We start from the raw sequence: 18,872 nt of genomic DNA, 5'->3' as shown, positions 1-18,872 counted from the left end.
GGCCATGGCCTCGATGACGATGATCCAGGCCCTGCGCTCCGCCATGGACGTGATGCTGGAGCGCGACGACAACGTGATCGTCTACGGCCAGGACGTGGGCTACTTCGGCGGCGTGTTCCGCTGCACCGAAGGCCTGCAGGCCAAGTACGGCCGCTCGCGCGTGTTCGATGCGCCGATCAACGAGGGCGGCATCGTCGGCTCGGCCATCGGCATGGGCGCCTACGGCCTGCGCCCGGTGGTGGAGGTGCAGTTCGCCGACTACGTCTATCCGGCCTACGACCAGATCGTGTCCGAGGCGGCGCGCCTGCGCTACCGCTCGGCGGGCGATTTCACCGCGCCGATCACCATCCGCATGCCATGCGGCGGCGGCATCTACGGCGGCCAGACGCACAGCCAGAGCCCGGAGGCGCTGTTCACGCACGTGTGCGGGCTGCGCACGGTGATGCCCTCCAATCCGCGCGATGCCAAGGGCCTGCTGATCGCCTCGATCGAGAACGACGACCCGGTCATCTTCCTGGAGCCCAAGCGGCTGTACAACGGCCCCTTCGACGGCCACCACGACCGGCCGCTGGTGCCCTGGTCGGCGCATCCGCTGGGCGAGGTGCCCGAGGGCTACTACACGGTGCCGCTGGAGTCGGCCACCGTGTTCCGCCCCGGCGCCGACCTGACGGTGATCAGCTACGGCACCATGGTCTTCGTCTGCGAAGCGGCCGCGCGCGAGACCGGCATCGACGCCGAGATCATCGACCTGCGCAGCCTGTGGCCGCTGGACCTGCAGACGCTGGTCGCCTCGGTGAAGAAGACCGGCCGCTGCGTGATCGTGCACGAGGCCACGCGCACCAGCGGCTTCGGCGCCGAGCTGACGGCGCTGGTGCAGGAGCATTGCTTCCACCACCTGGAAGCACCGATCGGGCGCGTGGCCGGCTGGGACACGCCCTACCCGCATGCGCAGGAGTGGGCCTACTTCCCCGGTCCGGCGCGCGTCGGCGCGGCCTTGCGCCGCGCCATGGAGAACTGAATGGGCACGCTCACGATCAAGGTGCCGGACCTGGGCGAAGGCATTGCCGAGGTGGAGCTGGTGGCGTGGCGCGTGCAGCCCGGCGACACGGTGGCCGAAGACCAGGTGCTGGCCGACGTGATGACCGACAAGGCCACCGTCGAGATTCCCTCGCCGGTCGCGGGCCGGGTGGTCGCGCTCGGCGGCGAGGTGGGACAGCAGATCGCGGTGGGCGCGGAGCTGATCCGGATTGACGTGACGGGCGGCGGTGAGGCACGGGAGGAGGCGCCGGTCGTATCGGCGGCGGCGCCTGCAGCGGTGCCTGCACCGGCACCGGCCGAACACGCGCGCCCCTCGGCCGGCAAGCCGCTCGCCGCGCCCGCGGTGCGCCATCGGGCGGCGGTCCTCGGCATCGATCTGCGGCAAGTGCCGGGCAGCAGCGCGGACGGCCGCATCCTGCACGAGGCCCTCGACGCCTGGCTGCTGCGCCGGCCCGGTCCGCCGGCGCCGGATGCCGCGCGCTACGCCGAGCGCCACGACGAGGAGGCCGTGCCCGTGACCGGCGTGCGCCGCCGCATCGCGCAGCGCATGCAGGACGCGATGCGCCGCATTCCGCACTTCACCTACGTCGAGGAGGTCGACGTGACCGAGCTGGAGTTGCTGCGCGCCCGCATCAACGAACGCTGGGGCGGCGAGCGGGCGCACCTGACGCTGCTGCCGCTGCTGGTGCGCGCGGTGGTGCTGGCGGTGCCGCGCTTCCCGCAGATCAATGCCCGCTTCGACGACGAGGCGGGCGTGCTCACGCGCCACGGCGCGGTGCATGTCGGCATCGCGACCCAGACCGCGGCCGGCCTCATGGTGCCGGTGCTGCGCCATGCGGAGGCGCGCGACCTCTGGTCGAGCGCGACCGAGATCGCCCGCCTGGCCGACGCCGCACGCGCGGGCCGGGCCACGCGCGACGAGCTGAGCGGCTCGACCCTCACCGTCACCAGCCTGGGCGCGCTGGGCGGCATTGCCTCCACGCCGATCATCAACGCGCCCGAGGTGGCGATCGTCGGCGTCAACCGCATCGTGCAGCGCCCGGTGATGCTGGGAGGCGCGGTGGTCGCGCGCCGCATGATGAACCTGTCCTCCTCCTTCGACCACCGCGTGGTCGACGGCCAGCTGGCGGCCGAATTCGTGCAGGCCGTGCGGGCTTCGCTCGAGTGCCCGGCGCTGCTTTTCATCGAGTAGCCGCCCCGCACAGGCCTCACCGCCCCGGCGCGCGGCGGGGGTACCCCGTCGACCGGAACGCCCCGGGAATACCCTCTGAACCCCCTGCAATCTTCTTGCCTACAGTTCTTGTATGCAAGAAAAAGCGATCCTTGCATGCAAAACCTCGACACGACAACGACAGGAGATTTCCATGCCTCGCTTTGCCAAATCGCTCTTCGGACAGGTGGTCATCGCACTGGTGATCGGCGTGCTCGTCGGCCTCTTTGCGCCCGAGTTCGCCGCCAAGCTCAAGCCACTGGGTGACGGCTTCATCAAGCTGATCAAGATGATCATTCCCGTGCTGGTGTTCTGCGTGGTGGTGCACGGCATCGCCGGCGCGGGCGACCTCAAGCGCGTGGGCCGGGTCGGCGTGAAGGCGCTGATCTACTTCGAGGTGCTGACCACCATCGCGCTGGCGATGGGCCTGGTGCTGGCCTTCGTGTTCGAGCCGGGCGTGGGCATGAACGTCGACCCCAAGGCGCTCGACGCCAGCGCGATGAGCGCGTACGCCTCGAACGCCGACAAGCTCACCAGCGGCGGCACGGTCGAGTTCCTGATGAAGCTCATCCCCACCACGGTGGTGGCCGCCTTCGCCACGGGCGACGTGCTGCAGGTGCTGCTGTTCGCGGTGCTGTTCGGCTGCGCGCTGTCGCTGCTGGGCGATCGCGGCGCGCCGGTGGCGGCGGTGGTGGACGCGCTCTCGCTGGTGCTGTTCAAGATCATGGGCATCATCATCAAGCTGGCGCCGCTGGGCGTGCTGGGCGCCATTGCCTTCACGGTCGGCAAGTACGGCATCGGCTCGCTCAAGCAGCTGGGCATGCTGGTCGCCCTCTTCTACGGCGCGGTGCTGGTCTTCGTGTTCGTGGTGCTCGGGCTGGTGATGCGCATGTCGGGCTTCAGCCTCTGGAAGCTGCTGCGCTACCTGCGCGAAGAGCTGGCCATCGTCTTCGCCACCACCTCGTCGGACAGCGTGCTGCCGCAGATCATGGCCAAGCTGCGCCGCATGGGCATCCGCGATTCGACGGTGGGCCTGGTGATTCCCACGGGCTACTCGTTCAACCTCGACGCGTTCTCGATCTACATCACGCTGGCGGCGGTGTTCATCGCGCAGGCCACCAACACGCCGATCTCGATGGCCGACCTGCTGACCATCCTGGCGATTGCGCTGGTCACCTCCAAGGGCGCGCACGGCGTGCCGGGCTCGGCGATCGTGGTGCTGGCCGCCACGCTGCATGCGATTCCGGCGATTCCCGCCATCGGCCTGGTGCTGGTGCTGTCGGTCGACTGGTTCATGGGCATCGCCCGCGCGCTGGGCAACCTGATCGGCAACTGCGTGGCCACCGTGGCGATCGCCGCGTGGGAAGGCGACATCGACCGCGAACGTGCCCATGCCGTGCTCGACGGCACCTATTCGCCCGACGACGAGCCGCTGGCCGAGGCGCCCGTGGTAAACACCGGCACCGCCGCTTCCACCGCCCACTGAAAAAAATGCCCGCCGACGTCAGCCCCACCGCCATCGCCGAACGCGTCGTCGAGGCCATCCTCGCGCAGAAGCTCGCGCCCGGCGACCGGCTCGGCGAGCAGGCGCTGGCCGAGAACTTCTCGGTCAGCCGCACCATGGTGCGCGAGGCGCTGATGCAGCTGCAGGCGCGCGGTTTCGTCGAGGTGCAGTCGCGCCGCGGCTGGTACGTGGTGGAGCCCTCGGCCGAAGAAGCGCGCGACGCCTTCTCGGCACGCCGCATCGTCGAGGCCGGCATCCTGGCCGCCAGCGAAGGCCGGCCGCTGGGCCAGGTGATCCGCAAGCTGCGCGATCACATCGCCGACGAGCAGCGCGCCATCGAAGGCGCCGACGCCGCCACGCGCGCCTTCCTGCTGGCCGACTTCCATGTCTGCCTGGCCGAGCAGATGGGCCACCAGTTATTGGTCGACGTGCTGCGCGACCTCACGGCGCGCACCACGCTGGCCGCCACGCTCTACCAATCGAAGCACGAGGCCGGACAGTCGTGCGCGGAGCACGGCGCCATCGTCGCGGCGCTCGAGGCCGGCAACATCGAGCAGGCGCGCCAGCTCATGCTCGACCACATCGGCAATGTCGAACGGGCGCTGGAAGTCGACGCCACCGCCGAGCCCGACGCGCCGAGCCGGCTGCGCGCCACGCTCGCGCCGGTGGCGCTGCCGCGTGCCGCCAGGCGTTGAAGCTGTGCATTTGTGCCGCCATCAGCTATCGATTGCATAGCTGACACCCGCCGCCGGCCCTGCGCCTGCGGCGTTTTTCTTGGGCAACCCTGTTGCGCCGCACAAGGGCGCGCCGACTGACACAGCGGCGGGTTCCGGCTCGGCTACAGTCCGAGACACTTATGAACTCTCCCCAACTCCAGCGCGGCGTCTTCCTCGCCCTGCTTGCCGCCGTCACCGTCGCCTTTCTGTGGGTGCTGATGCCGTTCTTCGGCGCGGTGCTCTGGGGGGTGGCGCTGGCGATTCTGTTCACGCCGCTGTTCAAGTGGCTGCTCAAGAAGATGCCCGGCCGGCGCAACGTGGCCGCGATGTCCACGCTGGCGATCTGCCTGTTCATCGTGATCCTGCCGCTGGCGATGGTGGGCGTGTCGCTGGTGCAGGAGATCGCGCTGATCACGCAGAGCATCCGCTCGGGCCAGATCAACTTCGCGGCCTACTTCCAGCAGATCCTGAATGCCACGCCGCAGTGGCTGCTGAACATCGTGGAGCGCTTCAACCTCGGCGACATGGCGGCCTGGCAGGCGCGCGTCTCGGCCATCGCGGGCCAGGCCAGCCAGCTCATCGCCAGCCAGGCGCTGGCCATCGGGCAGAACACCTTCGACTTCGTGGTGAGCTTCTTCGTGATGCTGTACCTGCTGTACTTCCTGGTGCGCGACGGCACGTCGCTCTCGAAAACCATGCGCGACGCGCTGCCGCTGGCCAAGCCGCACACGCACTACCTGCTGAACAAGTTCACCACCGTGATCCGTGCCACCGTGAAGGGCAACGTGGCCGTGGCCATTGCGCAGGGCACCATCGGCGGGCTGGCCTTCTGGTTCCTGGGCGTGCAAGGCGCGCTGCTGTGGGCGGTGCTGATGGCCTTCCTGTCGCTGCTGCCGGCCGTGGGCGCGGCGCTGATCTGGGGCCCCGTGGCCATCTACTACCTGGCCACCGGGCACTTCTGGCAGGGCGGCGTGCTGATCTTCATCGGCGTGTTCGTGATCGGCCTGGTCGACAACATCCTGCGCCCCGTGCTGGTGGGCAAGGACACGCAGATGCCCGACTACATCGTGCTGATGTCGACCATCGGCGGCATGGCGATCTTCGGCATCAACGGCTTCGTGATCGGGCCGGTGATCGCGGCGCTGTTCATGGCGGCCTGGAGCCTCTTTGCGGACTCGGGCCATGTGGGCACGGGGCACGCAACCGAAGAAGCCGTAGAAGCCCCGAAGAACGGGCAGGACAAGGCCTGACACCGGTCGCGGCCCTTCCCGGGCCGCGGCGTTCGCTCCTTCTGCGCGCATTTCGCGCGCGCAATCACGCATTCCGTCGCATGACGCTGGGCACCGCCCGGCGACTGCGGGATCGTCGGGCCCTCCACCCACCACGAGGCCTGCCATGCACCTTCCCGCTTTCCTCTCCCGCCCCGCCGCGCGCGGCCTGATCGCCGCTGCCGCGCTCGCCCCGCTCGGCGCCCTGGCCGCCGACCTGAACCTGCGCATCGCCGACGGCCCGGCCGCCGGCGCCACGCTCTACGTCGCGCTGTACAACGACGCCGCCAGCTACGCCGAGAGCAAGGCCGTCGCCTCGCAGACCGCGCCCCTGCGCGAAGGCAAGGCCCGCTTCGTCTTCACCGACCTGGCGCCGGGCCGCTACGCGCTGCGCGTGTTCGCCGACGAGAACGGCAACGGCAAGCTCGACACCAACCTGGTGGGCATGCCGATCGAACGCTACGGCTTCTCGAACGACGCCAAGGGCAACCGCGGCGCGCCCGACTTCGAGGCCGCGGCATTGCGCATCGACGCCGACGCGCAGGCCGTCATCCACCTGCGCTGAGGAGACACGGCCATGGAACGACGCGAACTCCTGCGCCTGCTGGCCACGGCCGGCGCCCTGCCCCTGCCCCTGCTCGCCCCGCTCGCACGCGCGGCCGGCACCACCGATGACTGGCAAGCCCAGTTCGAAGCCGCCGACGCGCCCTGGAAGATCGGCTTCGCCACACCGCCGGGCGACCTGCCGCTGACCCGCGCCACCGTGCGCGGGCGCTTCCCCGACGCCGTCGCCGGCACGCTGTTTCGCATCGGACCGGCCGGCCACGACCTGGGCGGCGAGCGCTACCACCACTGGTTCGACGGCGACGGCATGGTGCATCGCTTCGTCATCGAAGGGGCCGACGTGCGCCACCAGGGTCGCTACGTCGCCACGCCCAAGCGCGTGGCCGAGGTGAAGGCCGGCCGCCACCTCACCGAAGCCTTCGGCACCATGCCGCCGGGCGTGGAGCCGCCCACCTCGGCCGACGCCATCAACGTCGCCAACACCAGCGTGCTGCCGATGCAGGGCGAGGTGCTGGCGCTGTGGGAAGGCGGTTCGGCCACGCGCATCGACGCGCGCACGCTCGACACGCTGGGCGTGAAGACCTGGCGCGCCGACCTTGCGGGCATGCCCTTCTCGGCGCACCCCAAGGTCGACCCGGACGGCACGGTGTGGAACTTCGGCGTGAGCTCTGGCCAGAGCCTGCTGGCGCTGTACGAGATCGCGCCCGGCGGCGCGTTGCGCCGCGCGGCCGTGGTGCCGGTGCCCGAGCTGCCCATGGTCCACGACTTCGCCGTGACCGCGCGGCACCTCGTGTTCCTCATGCCGCCGCTGGTGTACGACAGCAAGCGCAAGGAGGCCGGCGCGAGCTTTCTCGACGCCCACGTATGGCGGCCCGAACTCGGCATGCGCGCGCTGGTGGTCGACAAGCAGGACTGGGAGAAGCGCCAGCTGCTCGAGCTGCCGGCCGGCTTCCTGTTCCACGTCGGCAATGCATGGGAAGAAGACACGCCGCGCGGTGCGCGCATCCACATCGACTACGTGCGCACGCAGAACGCCGAGTCGGTGTTCACCAGCAACCGCGAGGTGATGCGCGCGCGCCGCGTGCGCCGCAACGAACCGCGCCTGACCGTCGCCACGCTCGACCTGGGAACGGGCAAGGCCACGCAGCGGGAACTGCCGCTGGAAGCCGAGTTCCCCCGCATCGACCCGCGCCGCGTCGGCCTGCGCCACCGCCAGGTCGTGCACGCCACACAGACGCGCGCCGACGTGCCCGGCTTCGGCGCCGTTGCGCGCACCGACATCGAGAGCGGACGCAGCCAGCGCTTCAGCTACGGCGCGCAGGCCATCGTGGAAGAGCACGTCTTCGTGCCAGACGGCGCCAAGGCCGGCTGGGTGCTGGGCACGGCGCTCGACTTCGGCCGGCAGCGCACAGTGCTGTCGTGCTTCGCCGCCGACCACCTGGCCGCCGGGCCGGTGGCGCAGGCGACGCTGCCTTACGCGCTGCCGCTGGGGTTGCACGGCGCCTTCGTGAAGGCCTGAACCCCCGACCGCTGCGGGCCACGCGCACGCGGGGCCTGCAGCGGTCACGCGTTCAGGCGGCCTTTGCGATCGGGATCGTCATGCCCCGGTGCACCTCCGCCTCGCCGTGCCTGGCCAGCAGCTGCATCAGGTGCTTGCGGATCAGCATGCCCGGGCGGTCGGACTCCATCGAGTACTCCACGCCGCGCCGGCGCGTGTCGACCAGCGCGTCGGGGTCGGTCGACTCGAGGATGTCCTTGTCCTCGCGCGTGATCTCCTCGTCGAAGTCGATCAGCATCTGCGCCGCGCAATCGGCCTCGGTGTCGTTGCGGAACAGCCATTGGCACAGCTGCATGCGCCCGTCGTCGATGGGCGTGAAGCAGTTGATGATGATGTGGCGGATGCCGCTCGGGTACTCGATGTCGAGGCGGCGCGAAAACGGCAGGAAGTAGGCGTTGCGCATGTGGCGCGTGGTGATCGCGTCGGTCACGCCGCTGATGGCGTGGAACTTCGCCGGGTTGGTCGCTTCGATCACCGTCTCGGCATGGAAGCCCGACTCGCTTTCCACCAGCTCGTACTTGCTCGGCTTCGGGCTTGCGGCCACACCGAAGGTGGCGCGGTGCACGAAGCTGAAGTGCGAGTTGTCGAAGGAGTTTTCGAGCGCGCGCATCGGGCTGGTCTGCCACTCTTCGTAGAACTGGAAGATGGTGCGGTAGCCCGGGTCGTCGAACTCGGGAATGGCCGGGATGTCGGCGATGGGGTCCTCCAGTGCCACCCAGGCGTAGCCGTAGCGCGCGGTGCAGGGGTAGGCCGTGGTCTTGTACTCGGGCGAGATCTTGCGGTCGGGCTCGTACTGCGGAATGCGCACCACCTGGCCGCTGCGGTCGTAGGTCCAGCCGTGGTAGCCGCACTGGATCGCGCCCTGCCCGCAGGCCTTGCCTTCGCCGTCCACGCACCAGCCCTTCGAAAGCTTCGCGGTGCGGTGGCAGCAGCGGTCGCGCAGGGCAGCCGGCTGGCCGTCGGCGTCGAGAAAGAGAACGATGTCTTCGCCCAGCAGCCGGAAAGGCTTGGGGCCGTGGGCCAGTTCGGTGAGCGGCATGACGGCATGCCAGAACTTGCGGAAGACGGGTTGTCGGGTGACGAGCATGGGCGAACTCCTTCGTTGTTGCGTGGGGGGACGAACGTGAAAGAGCAATTTCCTGCTTCGTCGGCATGCCTGATGAACGGCATGCGCGAGGCTGAACGCTTCTACTCTGCGCCGATCGACTTGCAATTAGCGCGCCCGGATTGTGGCGCGCCCTTGTCGCGCCTCCAAGCCCCGCGCCGCCATGCCCGAGCGCCGCACCCTGGCATGCCTCATGCAAGACAGCGAGCAAGAGTAGAAGCGTTCAGCAGCGCACGCACCAACCCCGTGCGCCCGCCCGGAAATTGCTCTTGAGGCGCCTCCCGCCCGCGGTGGGAGGCATCCGTCAAGACCACCGACTCCGAGGCCCCACCATGCAACGCCGATCCTTTCTTGCCGCCGCTGCCGCCACCCTCGCCGCCCCTGCCGTGTTCGCGCAGGGCGGCAAGCTCACACCGCTCAAGTTCACGCTCGACTTCCGCATCAACGGCCAGACCGCGCCCTTCTTCCTGGCGCAGGCCAGGGGCTACTACCGCGACGAGGGGCTGGACGTGACGATCGACACCGGCGCCGGCTCGGTCGCATCGATCACCCGCATCGCGAGCGGCGTCTACCAACTGGGCCTGGGCGACATCAGCTCGCTGGTCGAGTTCAATGCACAGAACCCGGGCACGCCGGTGGTGCAGGCCGTGTACCAGTACTACAACCGTGCACCGTTCGTGATCATCGGGCGCAAGGACCGCGGCGTGACCGGCGACTTCAAGAGCCTCACGGGCAAGAAGGTGGCAGCCGCAGCCGTCGAGTCCACGCGCCGCGCCTGGCCGATGGTGGCGCGCAAACAGGGCATGCGCGGCGACGCCTTCCAGTGGCAGACCACCGACTTCAGCGCGCGCGACAACGTGATGGTGCGCGGCGACGTCGATGCCGCCACCTACTTCCACGACTCGGCCGTCTCGCTCTTCGCGCGCATGAAGGCCGAGGAACTCTCAGTGCTCAAGTATTCGGACGCGGGCGTCAACCTGTACGGCAACGCGATCCTGGCGAGCAGCAACCTCATCGCGCAGAACCCGAAGGTGGTGGCGGCTTTCTTGCGCGCCACCAACCGCGCGATCGTCGAGACCTTTGCCAACCCGGTGCCCAGCATCGCGGCCATGCGCCAGCGCGAACCGATCCTGGACGAGAAGGTCGAACTCGAACGCTGGGGCCTCACGGCGCAGTACGTGGGCGCGGCGGACACGCGCGGCCACGGGCTGGGCGACATCCGCAAGCTCACGCTCGAACAGCAGGTCGACGAGGTGGCCGACACCTTCGGCCTGAAGACGCGGCCCTCGGCCGATGCCCTCTTCAACGGCGCGATGCTGCCTGCGCGCAGCGAGCGCCTTCTTCCCGCACCCAAGGCATGACCCCTCCTGAAAACCCCACTCCTTCCCTCCCCGAAGAAACCACGCTCGACGAGCGCGACGGCCGCTACCTGCGCAAGGCCATCGTGTGGTCGCACGCCGCGCGCCGGCGCGGCAACCGGCCCTTCGGCTCGGTCATCGTTTCGGCCGCCGGCGAAGTGCTGGCCGAGGCTGCGAACAGCAACGCCGAAACCGGCGACTGCACCGCGCACGCCGAGGTGAACGCGCTGCGCGCGCTGGCCGGTCGCGGCCTCACGCGCGAAGAACTGGCGGGCGCCACGCTCTATGCCTCGGGCGAACCCTGCGTGATGTGCGCGGGTGCGATCTTCTGGTCGAACATCGGCCGCGTGGTGTTCGGCATCGACGCGCAGCGGCTGCGTGTGTTCCGTGGCGAGCGGCAGGACCAGCGCGATGCGGAGCTGTCGTGCCGCGACGTGTTCCGCGCGTCGCCGCATGCCATCGAATGCATCGGGCCGGCATTGATCGACGAAGCCGCCGCCGCGCATGACGGCGCCTGGAAGACCTAGACTCCCCGCATGCCCTGGCACGCCCGTCTCCACCTCGCCTACCAAAAAGAAGCCGACCGCAGCGTCGCCCGTTTCCGCCACGACGGCCCGCTGCGCATCCTGCAGAGCCTCTACCCCGAGGGCGACGCCGTGTGCCACAACGTGCTGGTGCACCCGCCGGGCGGCCTCGTGGGCGGCGACACGCTCGACATCGACATCGAAGCCGCCGACGGCAGCCACGGCCTGATCACCACGCCCGGCGCTTCGCGCTTCTACCGATCCGAAGGCGAGACCGCGCTGCAGCGAACGCGCATCCGGCTCGCACCGGGCGCGCGGCTCGAATGGTTGCCGCTCGAAGCCATCTGCTACAGCGGCTGCCAGGCCGAGAACCGGCTCACGCTCGAGGTCGCACCGGGTGCCGAGATGATCGGCTGGGACGTGTGCGCACTCGGCCTGCCCAACGCCAACCAGCCCTTCGAACGCGGCACCTACCTGCAGCACATCGAGGCGCCCGGCGTGTGGCTGGAGCGTGGGCGCATCGATGCGAGTGATCACCGCCTGCTGCAAAGCCCGCTGGGCCTGGGCGGCCACCGCTGCCTCGCCTCGCTGTTCGTCGTGGCCGGCTCGCCGATGGCCAAGGCACGGCGCGAGGCCCTGCTGGCGCAGGCGCGCGGGCTGCTCGAAGTGCACGAACTGCACGAGAGCGCGGGCGCGACCAGCCCACATGCGGAGGTGGTGGTGCTGCGCGTGCTCGCGCCGGTGGTCGAGCCCGCGATGCAGCTGCTGCGGCAGGTCTGGCAGGCGTGGCGCGGCGAGCTGTGGCAACTGCCGGCGGCCACGCCGCGCATCTGGGCGACCTGAGGAGCAGGCGGCCGTCGCCGCTACTGTCGTGTCTTCAGGCGGTAGGTGCCGTTGAACGGGTATGGGGACGAACTGCTTTGCCCCACCGCCTGCACGTCGACCGTCAGCGTGTGGCCCGAGAAAACGAGCGCGCCCGTGAGACGCGGCCTGCGCTCCTTCTCGTAGTGCTCCCGCAGCCGGAGGTCGACAGGGTGCGTGGAAGGCGCCTTCTTTTCGGCCGCCTTGTCGAACTCGCTCACCTCGTACACCGAGGCGTCGGCTGCGTCGACGCGCCCTTCGATCGACGGCACCCGGATGCGGGATTCGAGTTCGTAGCTGCGGTGGAAGATCAGTGACACAGGGTCATGCACCATCAAGCCCCGGGTGGCGTAGAGCGTGACCTCGTAGCCGTCGGCGGTCCGGGTGACGGTCGCGTCGGGCTTGTTGCCTGTTGCCGTGCACCCGGCGAGCGCGAGCGCGGACAGCATCCAGGACACGGTGCGCATGCGTCGGTTCGCAGAAGAAGGAGTGGGCATGCAACGGCGCGCTCGTGAAGGAGCGCCGAGTATGGCCGCACCGCACCCACCATCAACCGCAGGCGATCTTTCCGGACGGCGCGCTGCGCAACCTGTTGAGAAACGCCAGCTGCACCCTGGCCGTTTCGCTGCCCTGCCCGGCGGCGCGCAGCATCCACGTGCGCGCTTCGCAGCGGTCGGCCTTCACGGCCGATCCGTACAGCGTGGGCCCCGTCAGCAGCACCATGCCGAGCATCTCCTGCGCCTCGGGATGGCCTTCGGTGGCGGCCTGGCGCAGCTGCTCGAGCATCGTGCGGTAGTCGCGTGCGGCCTGCGCTTCGAGGGCGAGCTGGTAGCGCTGCTCGGTCTGCAGATCGGTGTTCACATCGAAAGGCTTGGCCGCAGCGATGGCGGCGACGAGGCACAGCGCGCCTGACAGGACAATGCGCCAGCGCAGCGACCAACTGGCGATCTGGTTGAGTTCGGATGACATCGGTTTTTTCTCCACGGGTTGCGTGGCACCGATGGTCCCGCGAAGGCGCGCGCAGGAGAAACTGGAATTCACGCAGGACGCCTCAGGCGGCGCCTGAGCCCCCGTTCAGAACATCGCCAGCACCGCCGCATTCACCGCATAACCGCCGACCGTCAGGAACACGAACAGCAGTGCCCCCAGCTTGAGCGGTTGCGCCCCGGCCTTGCGCAGGCTGACAGCGCTGGTGCGCAGGCCCATCGCGGCCATGGCGGTGGCCAGCAGCAGCGTGTCGAGCTGCACCAGCGCGGCGACGAGTGCATGCGGCAGCACGTCGAGCGAATGCACCGCGCTCACGGCGATGAACAGCACCGCGAACCATGGCACGCGCACCTGGCGCCAGCACGCGCCCAGGCTCGCCGCGCCCGGCGTCGAGGCCGCCACGCGGAACGACAGGCCCATGAGGAACGGCGCCAGCATCATCACGCGCAGCATCTTCTCGACCACGGCCGCGTTGGCCGCGCCCGGACTGACCGCTTCGCCCACCGCGACCACCTGCGCCACCTCGTGGATGGTGGAGCCCGCGAAGAGACCGAAGGCATGTTCCGTTAGCCCGAGGTACGGATAGAGCAGCGGATACGCCACCATCGACAGCGTGCCGAACACCACCACCGTGGCGACGGCGATCGACACCTTGTGCTCTTCGCCGCGCACCACAGGCTGCGTGGCCATCACGGCGGCGGCGCCACAGATGGCGCTGCCCGCGCCGATGAGCGCGGCGGTCTCGCGGTCGAGCCCCAGCCAGCGCGTGCCGATGCGCACGGCGAGGCCGAAGGTCAGCGCCACCATCGCCATCGCGATCAGCACGCCAGGCCAGCCGATGGCGCCGATGTCGCTCAGCGAAATGCGAAAGCCGTAGAGCACGATGCCCGCGCGCAGCAAGGCGCTGCGCGCGAAGTCCACGCCGGCGCCGGTGCGCTGCGACACCGCAGAGAACACCGTGTTGCCCGCCACCATGCCCAGCGCGATGGCCAGCGTGAGCGCGCTCAGGCCCAGGTGCACCATCGGCGGCCATTCGGCCAGCAGCGCGGCGGCGGCCGCCAGCAGTGCAGACAGCAACACGCCGGGGCCGCAGCGGCGAACGAAGGAGAAACCGGGCAAGGAGGCGGCAAGGGAGGACATGGACCCGAGCTTAGGAATCGACACCCCATGAGTCAAAGACATAAACTTCACCGATGCATGAAGTTAAGTTATGACCCTGAACCTGCACCTGGTGCGTCTGTTCGTCGCCGTGGCCGAGGCGGGCAGCTTCTCGCGCGCGGCCGAGGGCCTGTGGATCAGCCAGCCGGCGGTGTCCAAGGGCATCCGCGAGCTGGAGCACCAGCTCGACCTGACGCTCATCGAGCGCGGCGCGGGCAAGGGCTTTCGGCTCACCGAGGCCGGCGCGTCGCTGCTCACGCATGCGCGCGGCATCTTCGCGATGGAGCGCGCGGCGCTGGACGACGTGCGTGCCCGCGTCGGCGTGCAGCGCGGCAGCCTCACGCTGGGCGCCAGCACCACGGTGGCGAGCTACTGGCTGCCGCCGCAGATCGCGGCCTTCTGCGCCGCTTATCCGGCGGTGGTGCCGCGCGTCACGGTCGGCAACACGCAGTGGGTGTGCGAGCAGCTGCTCGAATGCCGCATCGACCTCGCGCTGGTCGAGGGCCGCGTGGACGAAGAGCGCGTGGACGTGCGCGAATGGACCACCGACCCGCTCGCCATCGTCGCGCCGCCCGATGCCGCCCTGCCCCGGCGCGGCGTGACGGCCGCGCTGCTCGGCCGGCAGAACTGGATCCTGCGCGAGCCGGGCTCTGGCACGCGCCAGGCCACCGAGGCGCTGTGCGCGGCGCACGGCATCGACGCGCCGCCGTGGATGGAAATGGCGAGCAACGAAGCCATTGCGCGCACCGTGGCCAGCGGCGTCGGCATCTCGATGCTGCCGCGCGTGGTGGTGGCCGACATGCTCGCGCTGGGCACGCTGCGCGAGCTGAAGCTGCCGGGCGCGGTGCTGTCGCGGCCGCTGTACCGGCTGGCGCTCAAGAACCGGCCGCTCTCGCCGGCGGCGCTGCGGATGGCGCAGATCCTCGACGCCTCGTGATATGGAAAAAGGGCGCACCGTGTGCGCCCTTTTTCGTTGTCAGCCGGCTGCCGCTAGCAGCAGCGGCCCTTGCCCGCGCCGTAGCGCGCCTCGAGCCGCTCGCGAAAGAATTCCTCGTAGCTCATCGGCGCCCGGTCCGGGTGGGTGGCCGCCATGTGCGTCAGGTAGACGTCGTAGTCGGGCAGCCCGACCATGAGCCGCAGCGACTGCTTGATCGAGCGGGCGATGTAGCGCCCGGCTTCCGGCATGGCGAGGCCCATGGCGTGCTTGCGCCCGGTCAGTGGGCGGCGGACGAGGCCGCGCCCATCGCCTCGAACGGCGTCTCCTGCGTGGTCGGCCGGTTGGCCGCACGGGCTGCGAGGCAAGCCTTGATGCTGTAGACCAGCACGCTCAGCACCACGAAGATGAACAGCGCGCACAGCGCCGCGTCGAGCCGGTCGTTGAAGACGATGCGCGACATGGCTTCGGGCGTCTTGGCCGGCGCGATCAGCACGCCGTTGGCCAGGCCGTCGGCGTACTTGGCCGCGTGCGACAGGAAGCCGATCTTCGGATCGCTCGAGAAGATCTTCTGCCAGCCCGCCGTCAGCGTGCAGGCCAGCAGCCACACGGCCGGCGCCGCCGCCACCCAGGCGTAGCGCTCGCGCTTCATGCGGAACAGCACGACCACGCCCAGCATCAGCGCCACCGCGGCCAGCATCTGGTTGGAGATGCCGAACAGCGGCCACAGCGTGTTGATGCCGCCCAGCGGATCGACCACGCCCTGGTACAGGAAGTAGCCCCAGGCCGCCACGCACAGCGCGGTGGCGATCAGATTGGCCGGCAGCGAGTCGGTGCGCTTGAGCGCGGGCACGAAGCTGCCCAGCAGGTCCTGCAGCATGAAGCGGCCGGCGCGCGTGCCGGCGTCCACCGCCGTGAGGATGAAGAGCGCCTCGAACAGGATCGCGAAGTGGTACCAGAAGGCCATCATGGCCTGCCCGCCGATCACCTGGTGAAGGATGTGGGCCATGCCCACGGCCAGCGTCGGCGCGCCGCCGGTGCGCCCGAGGATGGTGGTCTCGCCCACGTCCTTGGCCGTCTGCAGCAGCATCTCGGGCGTGACCACGAAGCCCCAGCCGGAGATCGTTGCGGCGGCCTGTTGCACCGTGGTGCCGACCAGCGCGCCCGGGCTGTTCATCGCGAAGTAGATGCCCGGCTCGATGCACGAGGCCGCCACCAGCGCCATCACGGCGACGAAGGATTCGGCCAGCATGCCGCCGTAGCCGATGAAGCGCGCGTGGCGCTCGTTGTCGAGCATCTTGGGCGTGGTGCCCGAAGAGATCAGCGCGTGGAAGCCCGAGACGGCGCCGCAGGCGATGGTGATGAACAGGAACGGGAACAGGCTGCCCGACCACACTGGGCCGTTGCCTTGCGCGAACTGCGTGATGGCGGGCATCTGCAGCGTGGGCATCACGACCACGATGCCGATGGCCAGCGCGATGATCGTGCCGATCTTCAGGAAGGTCGACAGGTAGTCGCGCGGCGCCAGCAGCAGCCACACCGGCAGGCTGGCGGCCACGAAGCCGTAGCCCACGAGCATCCAGGTGAGCGCCTTGCCGTCGAAGGTGAAGGCCGGGCCCCACACCGGGTGCTGGCTGACCCACTGGCCGCCGAAGATGGCCGCCATGAGCAGCACGAAGCCGATCACCGACACCTCGCCGATGCGGCCCGGGCGGATGTAGCGCAGGTACACGCCCATGAACAGCGCCACCGGAATCGTCGCGGCCACCGTGAAGCTGCCCCACGGCGATTCGGCCAGTGCCTTCACCACGATCAGGGCCAGCACCGCCAGGATGATGATCATGATCATGAAGGTGCCGAACAGCGCGATCATGCCGGGCACCACGCCCATCTCCTGCTTGACCAGGTCGCCCAGCGAGCGGCCGTCGCGGCGCGTGGAGATGAACAGGATGATGAAGTCCTGCACCGCCCCCGCGAACACCACGCCCGCCAGCACCCACAGCAAACCGGGCAGGTAGCCCATCTGCGCGGCGAGCACCGGGCCCACCAGCGGGCCGGCGCCCGCAATGGCCGCGAAGTGGTGGCCGAACAGCACGTTCTTGTCGGTCGGCACGTAGTCCAGGCCGTCGTTGTGGCGGTGCGCGGGCGTCTTGCGGTTGGCGTCCAGCCCCAGCACCTTGTCGGCGATGAACAGGCTGTAGTAGCGGTAGGCGATCAGGTAGGTGCAGAGCGCGGCGGTCACGACCCACAGGGCGTTGATGCTCTCTCCCCGGCTCAGGGCGACGGTGCCCAGCGCAAAAGCGCCGAGCACGGCCACGGCCAGCCACACCAGATGGCGGCGAATGTTGGGCATGCGGATGTCTCCTCGATATGAACCGGGCGAGTGTTCCCCGCCCGCCGCCGGGCCGCATCCGTCGGACTGCGCGGGCCGGGCGGGTGGAATTGCCTAATGGATAACCCCTATCCACGCCCGGATCGCCTCCGCCGGAAGCGCCGCAAATCCGTTGCGCTCACATTAGATGTGATAAATTCACATTCAATAACAATGTGAAACATCTCTGACGAGTCCACGATGACCCAGCATTCGCAGGCACGCGCCCCCCGCGGCTTCACATTGATCGAGGTCATGATCACGGTGGCCATCGTGGCCATCCTGGCGTCGATCGCCTACCCGTCCTACCTGCGCTACATCATTCGGTCCAACCGGTCGGCGGCCCAGGGCTACATGCTGGAGGTCACCAACCTGCAGCAGCGCTATCTGCTGGATGCGCGGGCCTACGCCGCCAACCTTGCAGCGCTGAATTCGAGCGCCCCTTCCCATGTGTCGTCCAACTACACGGTCGCGACGGCTCCAAAGACCGGAACGACGCTGCCGGGCTTCACGGTCACGGCCACGCCGATCGGCAGTCAACTCGCCAGGGATACCGACTGCGCAACGCTGACGATCGACGAAACGGGGACAAAGACCGCGTCGGGCACCAACGGAGTCGCAGGATGCTGGTAGGGCGCCGCTCGCGCGGCTTCACGCTGATCGAATTGGTCACGGTCATCACGGTCATGGCAATCCTGGCTGCCATCGCGACGCCTTCTTTCAGCGCATTCATTGCCAACCAGCGCATTCGCAACGTCTCCTTCGACCTGATGGCAGCCATCACGCTGGCCCGAAGCCAGGCCGTGACCCGCAACGGCAATGTTTCCCTGCGCAAGGTCGGTACCGACTGGGACGGCGGGTGGAGGGTGAGCGACGGCACCCTCACGTTCCAGAACCAGGAGGCCTACAAGAACCTCTCCATCACCGACTCGGCGGGCCTGAGCGCCATCACCTACGGCAAGGACGGCCGCACCGTGACAGCGAGCACGAAATTCACCATCGCACCCTCAGCCGCGGTGAGCGGCGTGAGTTCGCGCTGCATCTCCATCGGCCTGAGCGGCGTGCCGAGCAGCAACGCAGGAGCCTGCTAGATGTCGTCCCGTCCTTCTTCCAACCGTCGCCTCCAGGTGGCCGCGCCCCAGCATGGGATCGCGCTGATCGAAGTGCTGGTCTCGCTCGTCATCCTGTTGTTCGGCCTGCTCGGCCTGGTGGGGGTAAGCAGCCGCTCGAGCCTGGCCGAGATGGAGTCCTACCAGCGGATCCAGGCCCTGCAACTCGTACAGGACATGTCGGACCGTCTCAACGCCAACCGGCAAGTCGCGAGCTGCTACTCCAACGGGGCGACCGGTGTGCAACTGGGCACGGGCACCGGCAACACGGGGGCCGCGAACTGCACCGTCGGCAATGCACAGCAACAGGCGCGAGCCACGGCCGATCTTGCGGCCTGGGACAACATGCTCAAAGGACAGGCCGAGATCCAGTCGGGTGCCAAGCTCGGCGCCATGATCGGCGCCATCGGCTGCGTGACCCTCGACGATGCCGCCAACAACATCTACATGATCGCCGTGTCCTGGCAAGGCCTCGCCAAGACGGCCGCGCCGACCCTGGCCGATGGCAGCACAGCGTTTCCCTGCGGCAACGGCAGCTATGGCGATGAAAAACTGCACCGGGTCGTCACCACAAAGGTTCGGATGGGGACACTGTCGTGAGGGCACA

Annotated in this window: 20 protein-coding genes; 14 read left to right on the top strand and 6 right to left on the bottom strand. The window is 69.0% G+C overall.

What is annotated here, in order from left to right:
- The first annotated feature begins 4 nt into the window (after window positions 1-4).
- The 7 genes from AC07OX_RS08155 (at window position 5) to AC07OX_RS08125 (ending at window position 7,819) form a co-directional block, all read left to right on the top strand.
- Complete coding sequence (locus tag AC07OX_RS08155) at window positions 5-1,018, top strand: alpha-ketoacid dehydrogenase subunit beta (RefSeq protein WP_062472230.1); 1,014 nt, start codon at window positions 5-7, stop codon at window positions 1,016-1,018.
- Complete coding sequence (locus AC07OX_RS08150) at window positions 1,019-2,230, top strand: dihydrolipoamide acetyltransferase family protein (protein ID WP_495260692.1); 1,212 nt, start codon at window positions 1,019-1,021, stop codon at window positions 2,228-2,230.
- Window positions 2,231-2,402: 172 nt separating this feature from the next.
- The gene (locus AC07OX_RS08145) at window positions 2,403-3,734 is read left to right on the top strand and encodes a C4-dicarboxylate transporter DctA (RefSeq protein ID WP_062472092.1); all 1,332 of its coding nucleotides are present in this window, start codon (window positions 2,403-2,405) and stop codon (window positions 3,732-3,734) included.
- A gap of 5 nt (window positions 3,735-3,739) precedes the next feature.
- Window positions 3,740-4,447 carry a GntR family transcriptional regulator gene (locus AC07OX_RS08140; protein ID WP_062472095.1) on the top strand — a complete coding sequence of 236 codons (708 nt, stop codon included), beginning with the start codon at window positions 3,740-3,742 and terminating at the stop codon, window positions 4,445-4,447.
- 161 nt (window positions 4,448-4,608) lie between these two features.
- A complete protein-coding gene (locus AC07OX_RS08135) occupies window positions 4,609-5,718 on the top strand; it encodes an AI-2E family transporter (protein ID WP_487850372.1) in 1,110 nt (369 codons plus the stop codon).
- A gap of 145 nt (window positions 5,719-5,863) precedes the next feature.
- Window positions 5,864-6,301, top strand: coding sequence for a DUF2141 domain-containing protein (locus AC07OX_RS08130; protein WP_070061637.1), 438 nt, complete (start codon window positions 5,864-5,866; stop codon window positions 6,299-6,301).
- A 12-nt stretch (window positions 6,302-6,313) separates the two neighbouring features.
- Window positions 6,314-7,819 (top strand): carotenoid oxygenase family protein, encoded by a 1,506-nt coding sequence (locus AC07OX_RS08125; protein WP_495260693.1) that lies wholly within the window; start codon window positions 6,314-6,316, stop codon window positions 7,817-7,819.
- A 52-nt stretch (window positions 7,820-7,871) separates the two neighbouring features.
- Here AC07OX_RS08125 and AC07OX_RS08120 read toward each other — a convergent pair whose 3' ends face one another.
- Window positions 7,872-8,945: an aromatic ring-hydroxylating dioxygenase subunit alpha gene (locus tag AC07OX_RS08120; RefSeq protein ID WP_495260694.1), complete on the bottom strand. Its 1,074-nt coding sequence runs from the start codon at window positions 8,943-8,945 to the stop codon at window positions 7,872-7,874.
- Between the two features lie 350 nt (window positions 8,946-9,295).
- Here AC07OX_RS08120 and AC07OX_RS08115 point away from each other — a divergent pair, with 350 nt between their 5' ends.
- Genes AC07OX_RS08115 through AC07OX_RS08105 form a run of 3 tightly spaced genes read left to right on the top strand, consistent with a single transcriptional unit; the run spans window position 9,296 to window position 11,688 of the window.
- A complete protein-coding gene (locus tag AC07OX_RS08115; RefSeq protein WP_369631821.1) occupies window positions 9,296-10,324 on the top strand; it encodes an ABC transporter substrate-binding protein in 1,029 nt (342 codons plus the stop codon).
- On the top strand, window positions 10,321-10,848 hold the full coding sequence (locus AC07OX_RS08110) for a nucleoside deaminase (protein ID WP_095744142.1): 528 nt from the start codon (window positions 10,321-10,323) through the stop codon (window positions 10,846-10,848). The genes AC07OX_RS08115 and AC07OX_RS08110 overlap by 4 nt, the downstream gene beginning before the upstream one ends.
- A gap of 9 nt (window positions 10,849-10,857) precedes the next feature.
- Complete coding sequence (locus tag AC07OX_RS08105; protein ID WP_495260695.1) at window positions 10,858-11,688, top strand: urease accessory protein UreD; 831 nt, start codon at window positions 10,858-10,860, stop codon at window positions 11,686-11,688.
- A gap of 20 nt (window positions 11,689-11,708) precedes the next feature.
- On the opposite strand, the gene AC07OX_RS08100 is transcribed toward AC07OX_RS08105, so the two are convergent.
- From AC07OX_RS08100 to AC07OX_RS08090, 3 genes are all read right to left on the bottom strand, one after another.
- Window positions 11,709-12,173 carry a hypothetical protein gene (locus AC07OX_RS08100; RefSeq protein WP_495260696.1) on the bottom strand — a complete coding sequence of 155 codons (465 nt, stop codon included), beginning with the start codon at window positions 12,171-12,173 and terminating at the stop codon, window positions 11,709-11,711.
- Between the two features lie 82 nt (window positions 12,174-12,255).
- Window positions 12,256-12,675 carry a sel1 repeat family protein gene (locus AC07OX_RS08095; RefSeq protein WP_492728966.1) on the bottom strand — a complete coding sequence of 140 codons (420 nt, stop codon included), beginning with the start codon at window positions 12,673-12,675 and terminating at the stop codon, window positions 12,256-12,258.
- A gap of 105 nt (window positions 12,676-12,780) precedes the next feature.
- Window positions 12,781-13,833 carry a YeiH family protein gene (locus AC07OX_RS08090; protein WP_495260697.1) on the bottom strand — a complete coding sequence of 351 codons (1,053 nt, stop codon included), beginning with the start codon at window positions 13,831-13,833 and terminating at the stop codon, window positions 12,781-12,783.
- 70 nt (window positions 13,834-13,903) lie between these two features.
- Here AC07OX_RS08090 and AC07OX_RS08085 point away from each other — a divergent pair, with 70 nt between their 5' ends.
- Window positions 13,904-14,788, top strand: a complete 885-nt coding sequence (locus AC07OX_RS08085) for a LysR substrate-binding domain-containing protein (protein ID WP_070061628.1) — start codon at window positions 13,904-13,906, stop codon at window positions 14,786-14,788.
- 53 nt (window positions 14,789-14,841) lie between these two features.
- On the opposite strand, the gene AC07OX_RS08080 is transcribed toward AC07OX_RS08085, so the two are convergent.
- Together AC07OX_RS08080 and AC07OX_RS08075 are read right to left on the bottom strand one after the other, a co-directional pair.
- On the bottom strand, window positions 14,842-15,048 hold the full coding sequence (locus AC07OX_RS08080) for a YbdD/YjiX family protein (protein WP_062472123.1): 207 nt from the start codon (window positions 15,046-15,048) through the stop codon (window positions 14,842-14,844).
- Between the two features lie 17 nt (window positions 15,049-15,065).
- Window positions 15,066-17,138: a carbon starvation CstA family protein gene (locus AC07OX_RS08075; protein ID WP_095744137.1), complete on the bottom strand. Its 2,073-nt coding sequence runs from the start codon at window positions 17,136-17,138 to the stop codon at window positions 15,066-15,068.
- Between the two features lie 219 nt (window positions 17,139-17,357).
- Between AC07OX_RS08075 and AC07OX_RS08070 the strand changes: the two genes are divergently transcribed.
- Genes AC07OX_RS08070 through pilV form a run of 3 tightly spaced genes read left to right on the top strand, consistent with a single transcriptional unit; the run spans window position 17,358 to window position 18,865 of the window.
- The gene (locus AC07OX_RS08070) at window positions 17,358-17,789 is read left to right on the top strand and encodes a type IV pilin protein (protein WP_495260698.1); all 432 of its coding nucleotides are present in this window, start codon (window positions 17,358-17,360) and stop codon (window positions 17,787-17,789) included.
- Complete coding sequence (locus AC07OX_RS08065; RefSeq protein ID WP_495260699.1) at window positions 17,780-18,247, top strand: GspH/FimT family pseudopilin; 468 nt, start codon at window positions 17,780-17,782, stop codon at window positions 18,245-18,247. Before AC07OX_RS08070 ends, AC07OX_RS08065 begins: the two co-directional genes overlap by 10 nt.
- Window positions 18,248-18,865 carry a type IV pilus modification protein PilV gene (pilV, locus tag AC07OX_RS08060; RefSeq protein ID WP_495260700.1) on the top strand — a complete coding sequence of 206 codons (618 nt, stop codon included), beginning with the start codon at window positions 18,248-18,250 and terminating at the stop codon, window positions 18,863-18,865.
- Window positions 18,866-18,872: the final 7 nt, after the last annotated feature.

This window comes from Variovorax sp. GW821-FHT09D07, from assembly GCF_059416345.1.
The sequence above is the reverse complement of the archived record's forward strand: the minus strand, read 5'-3'. Positions and strand labels throughout refer to the sequence as shown.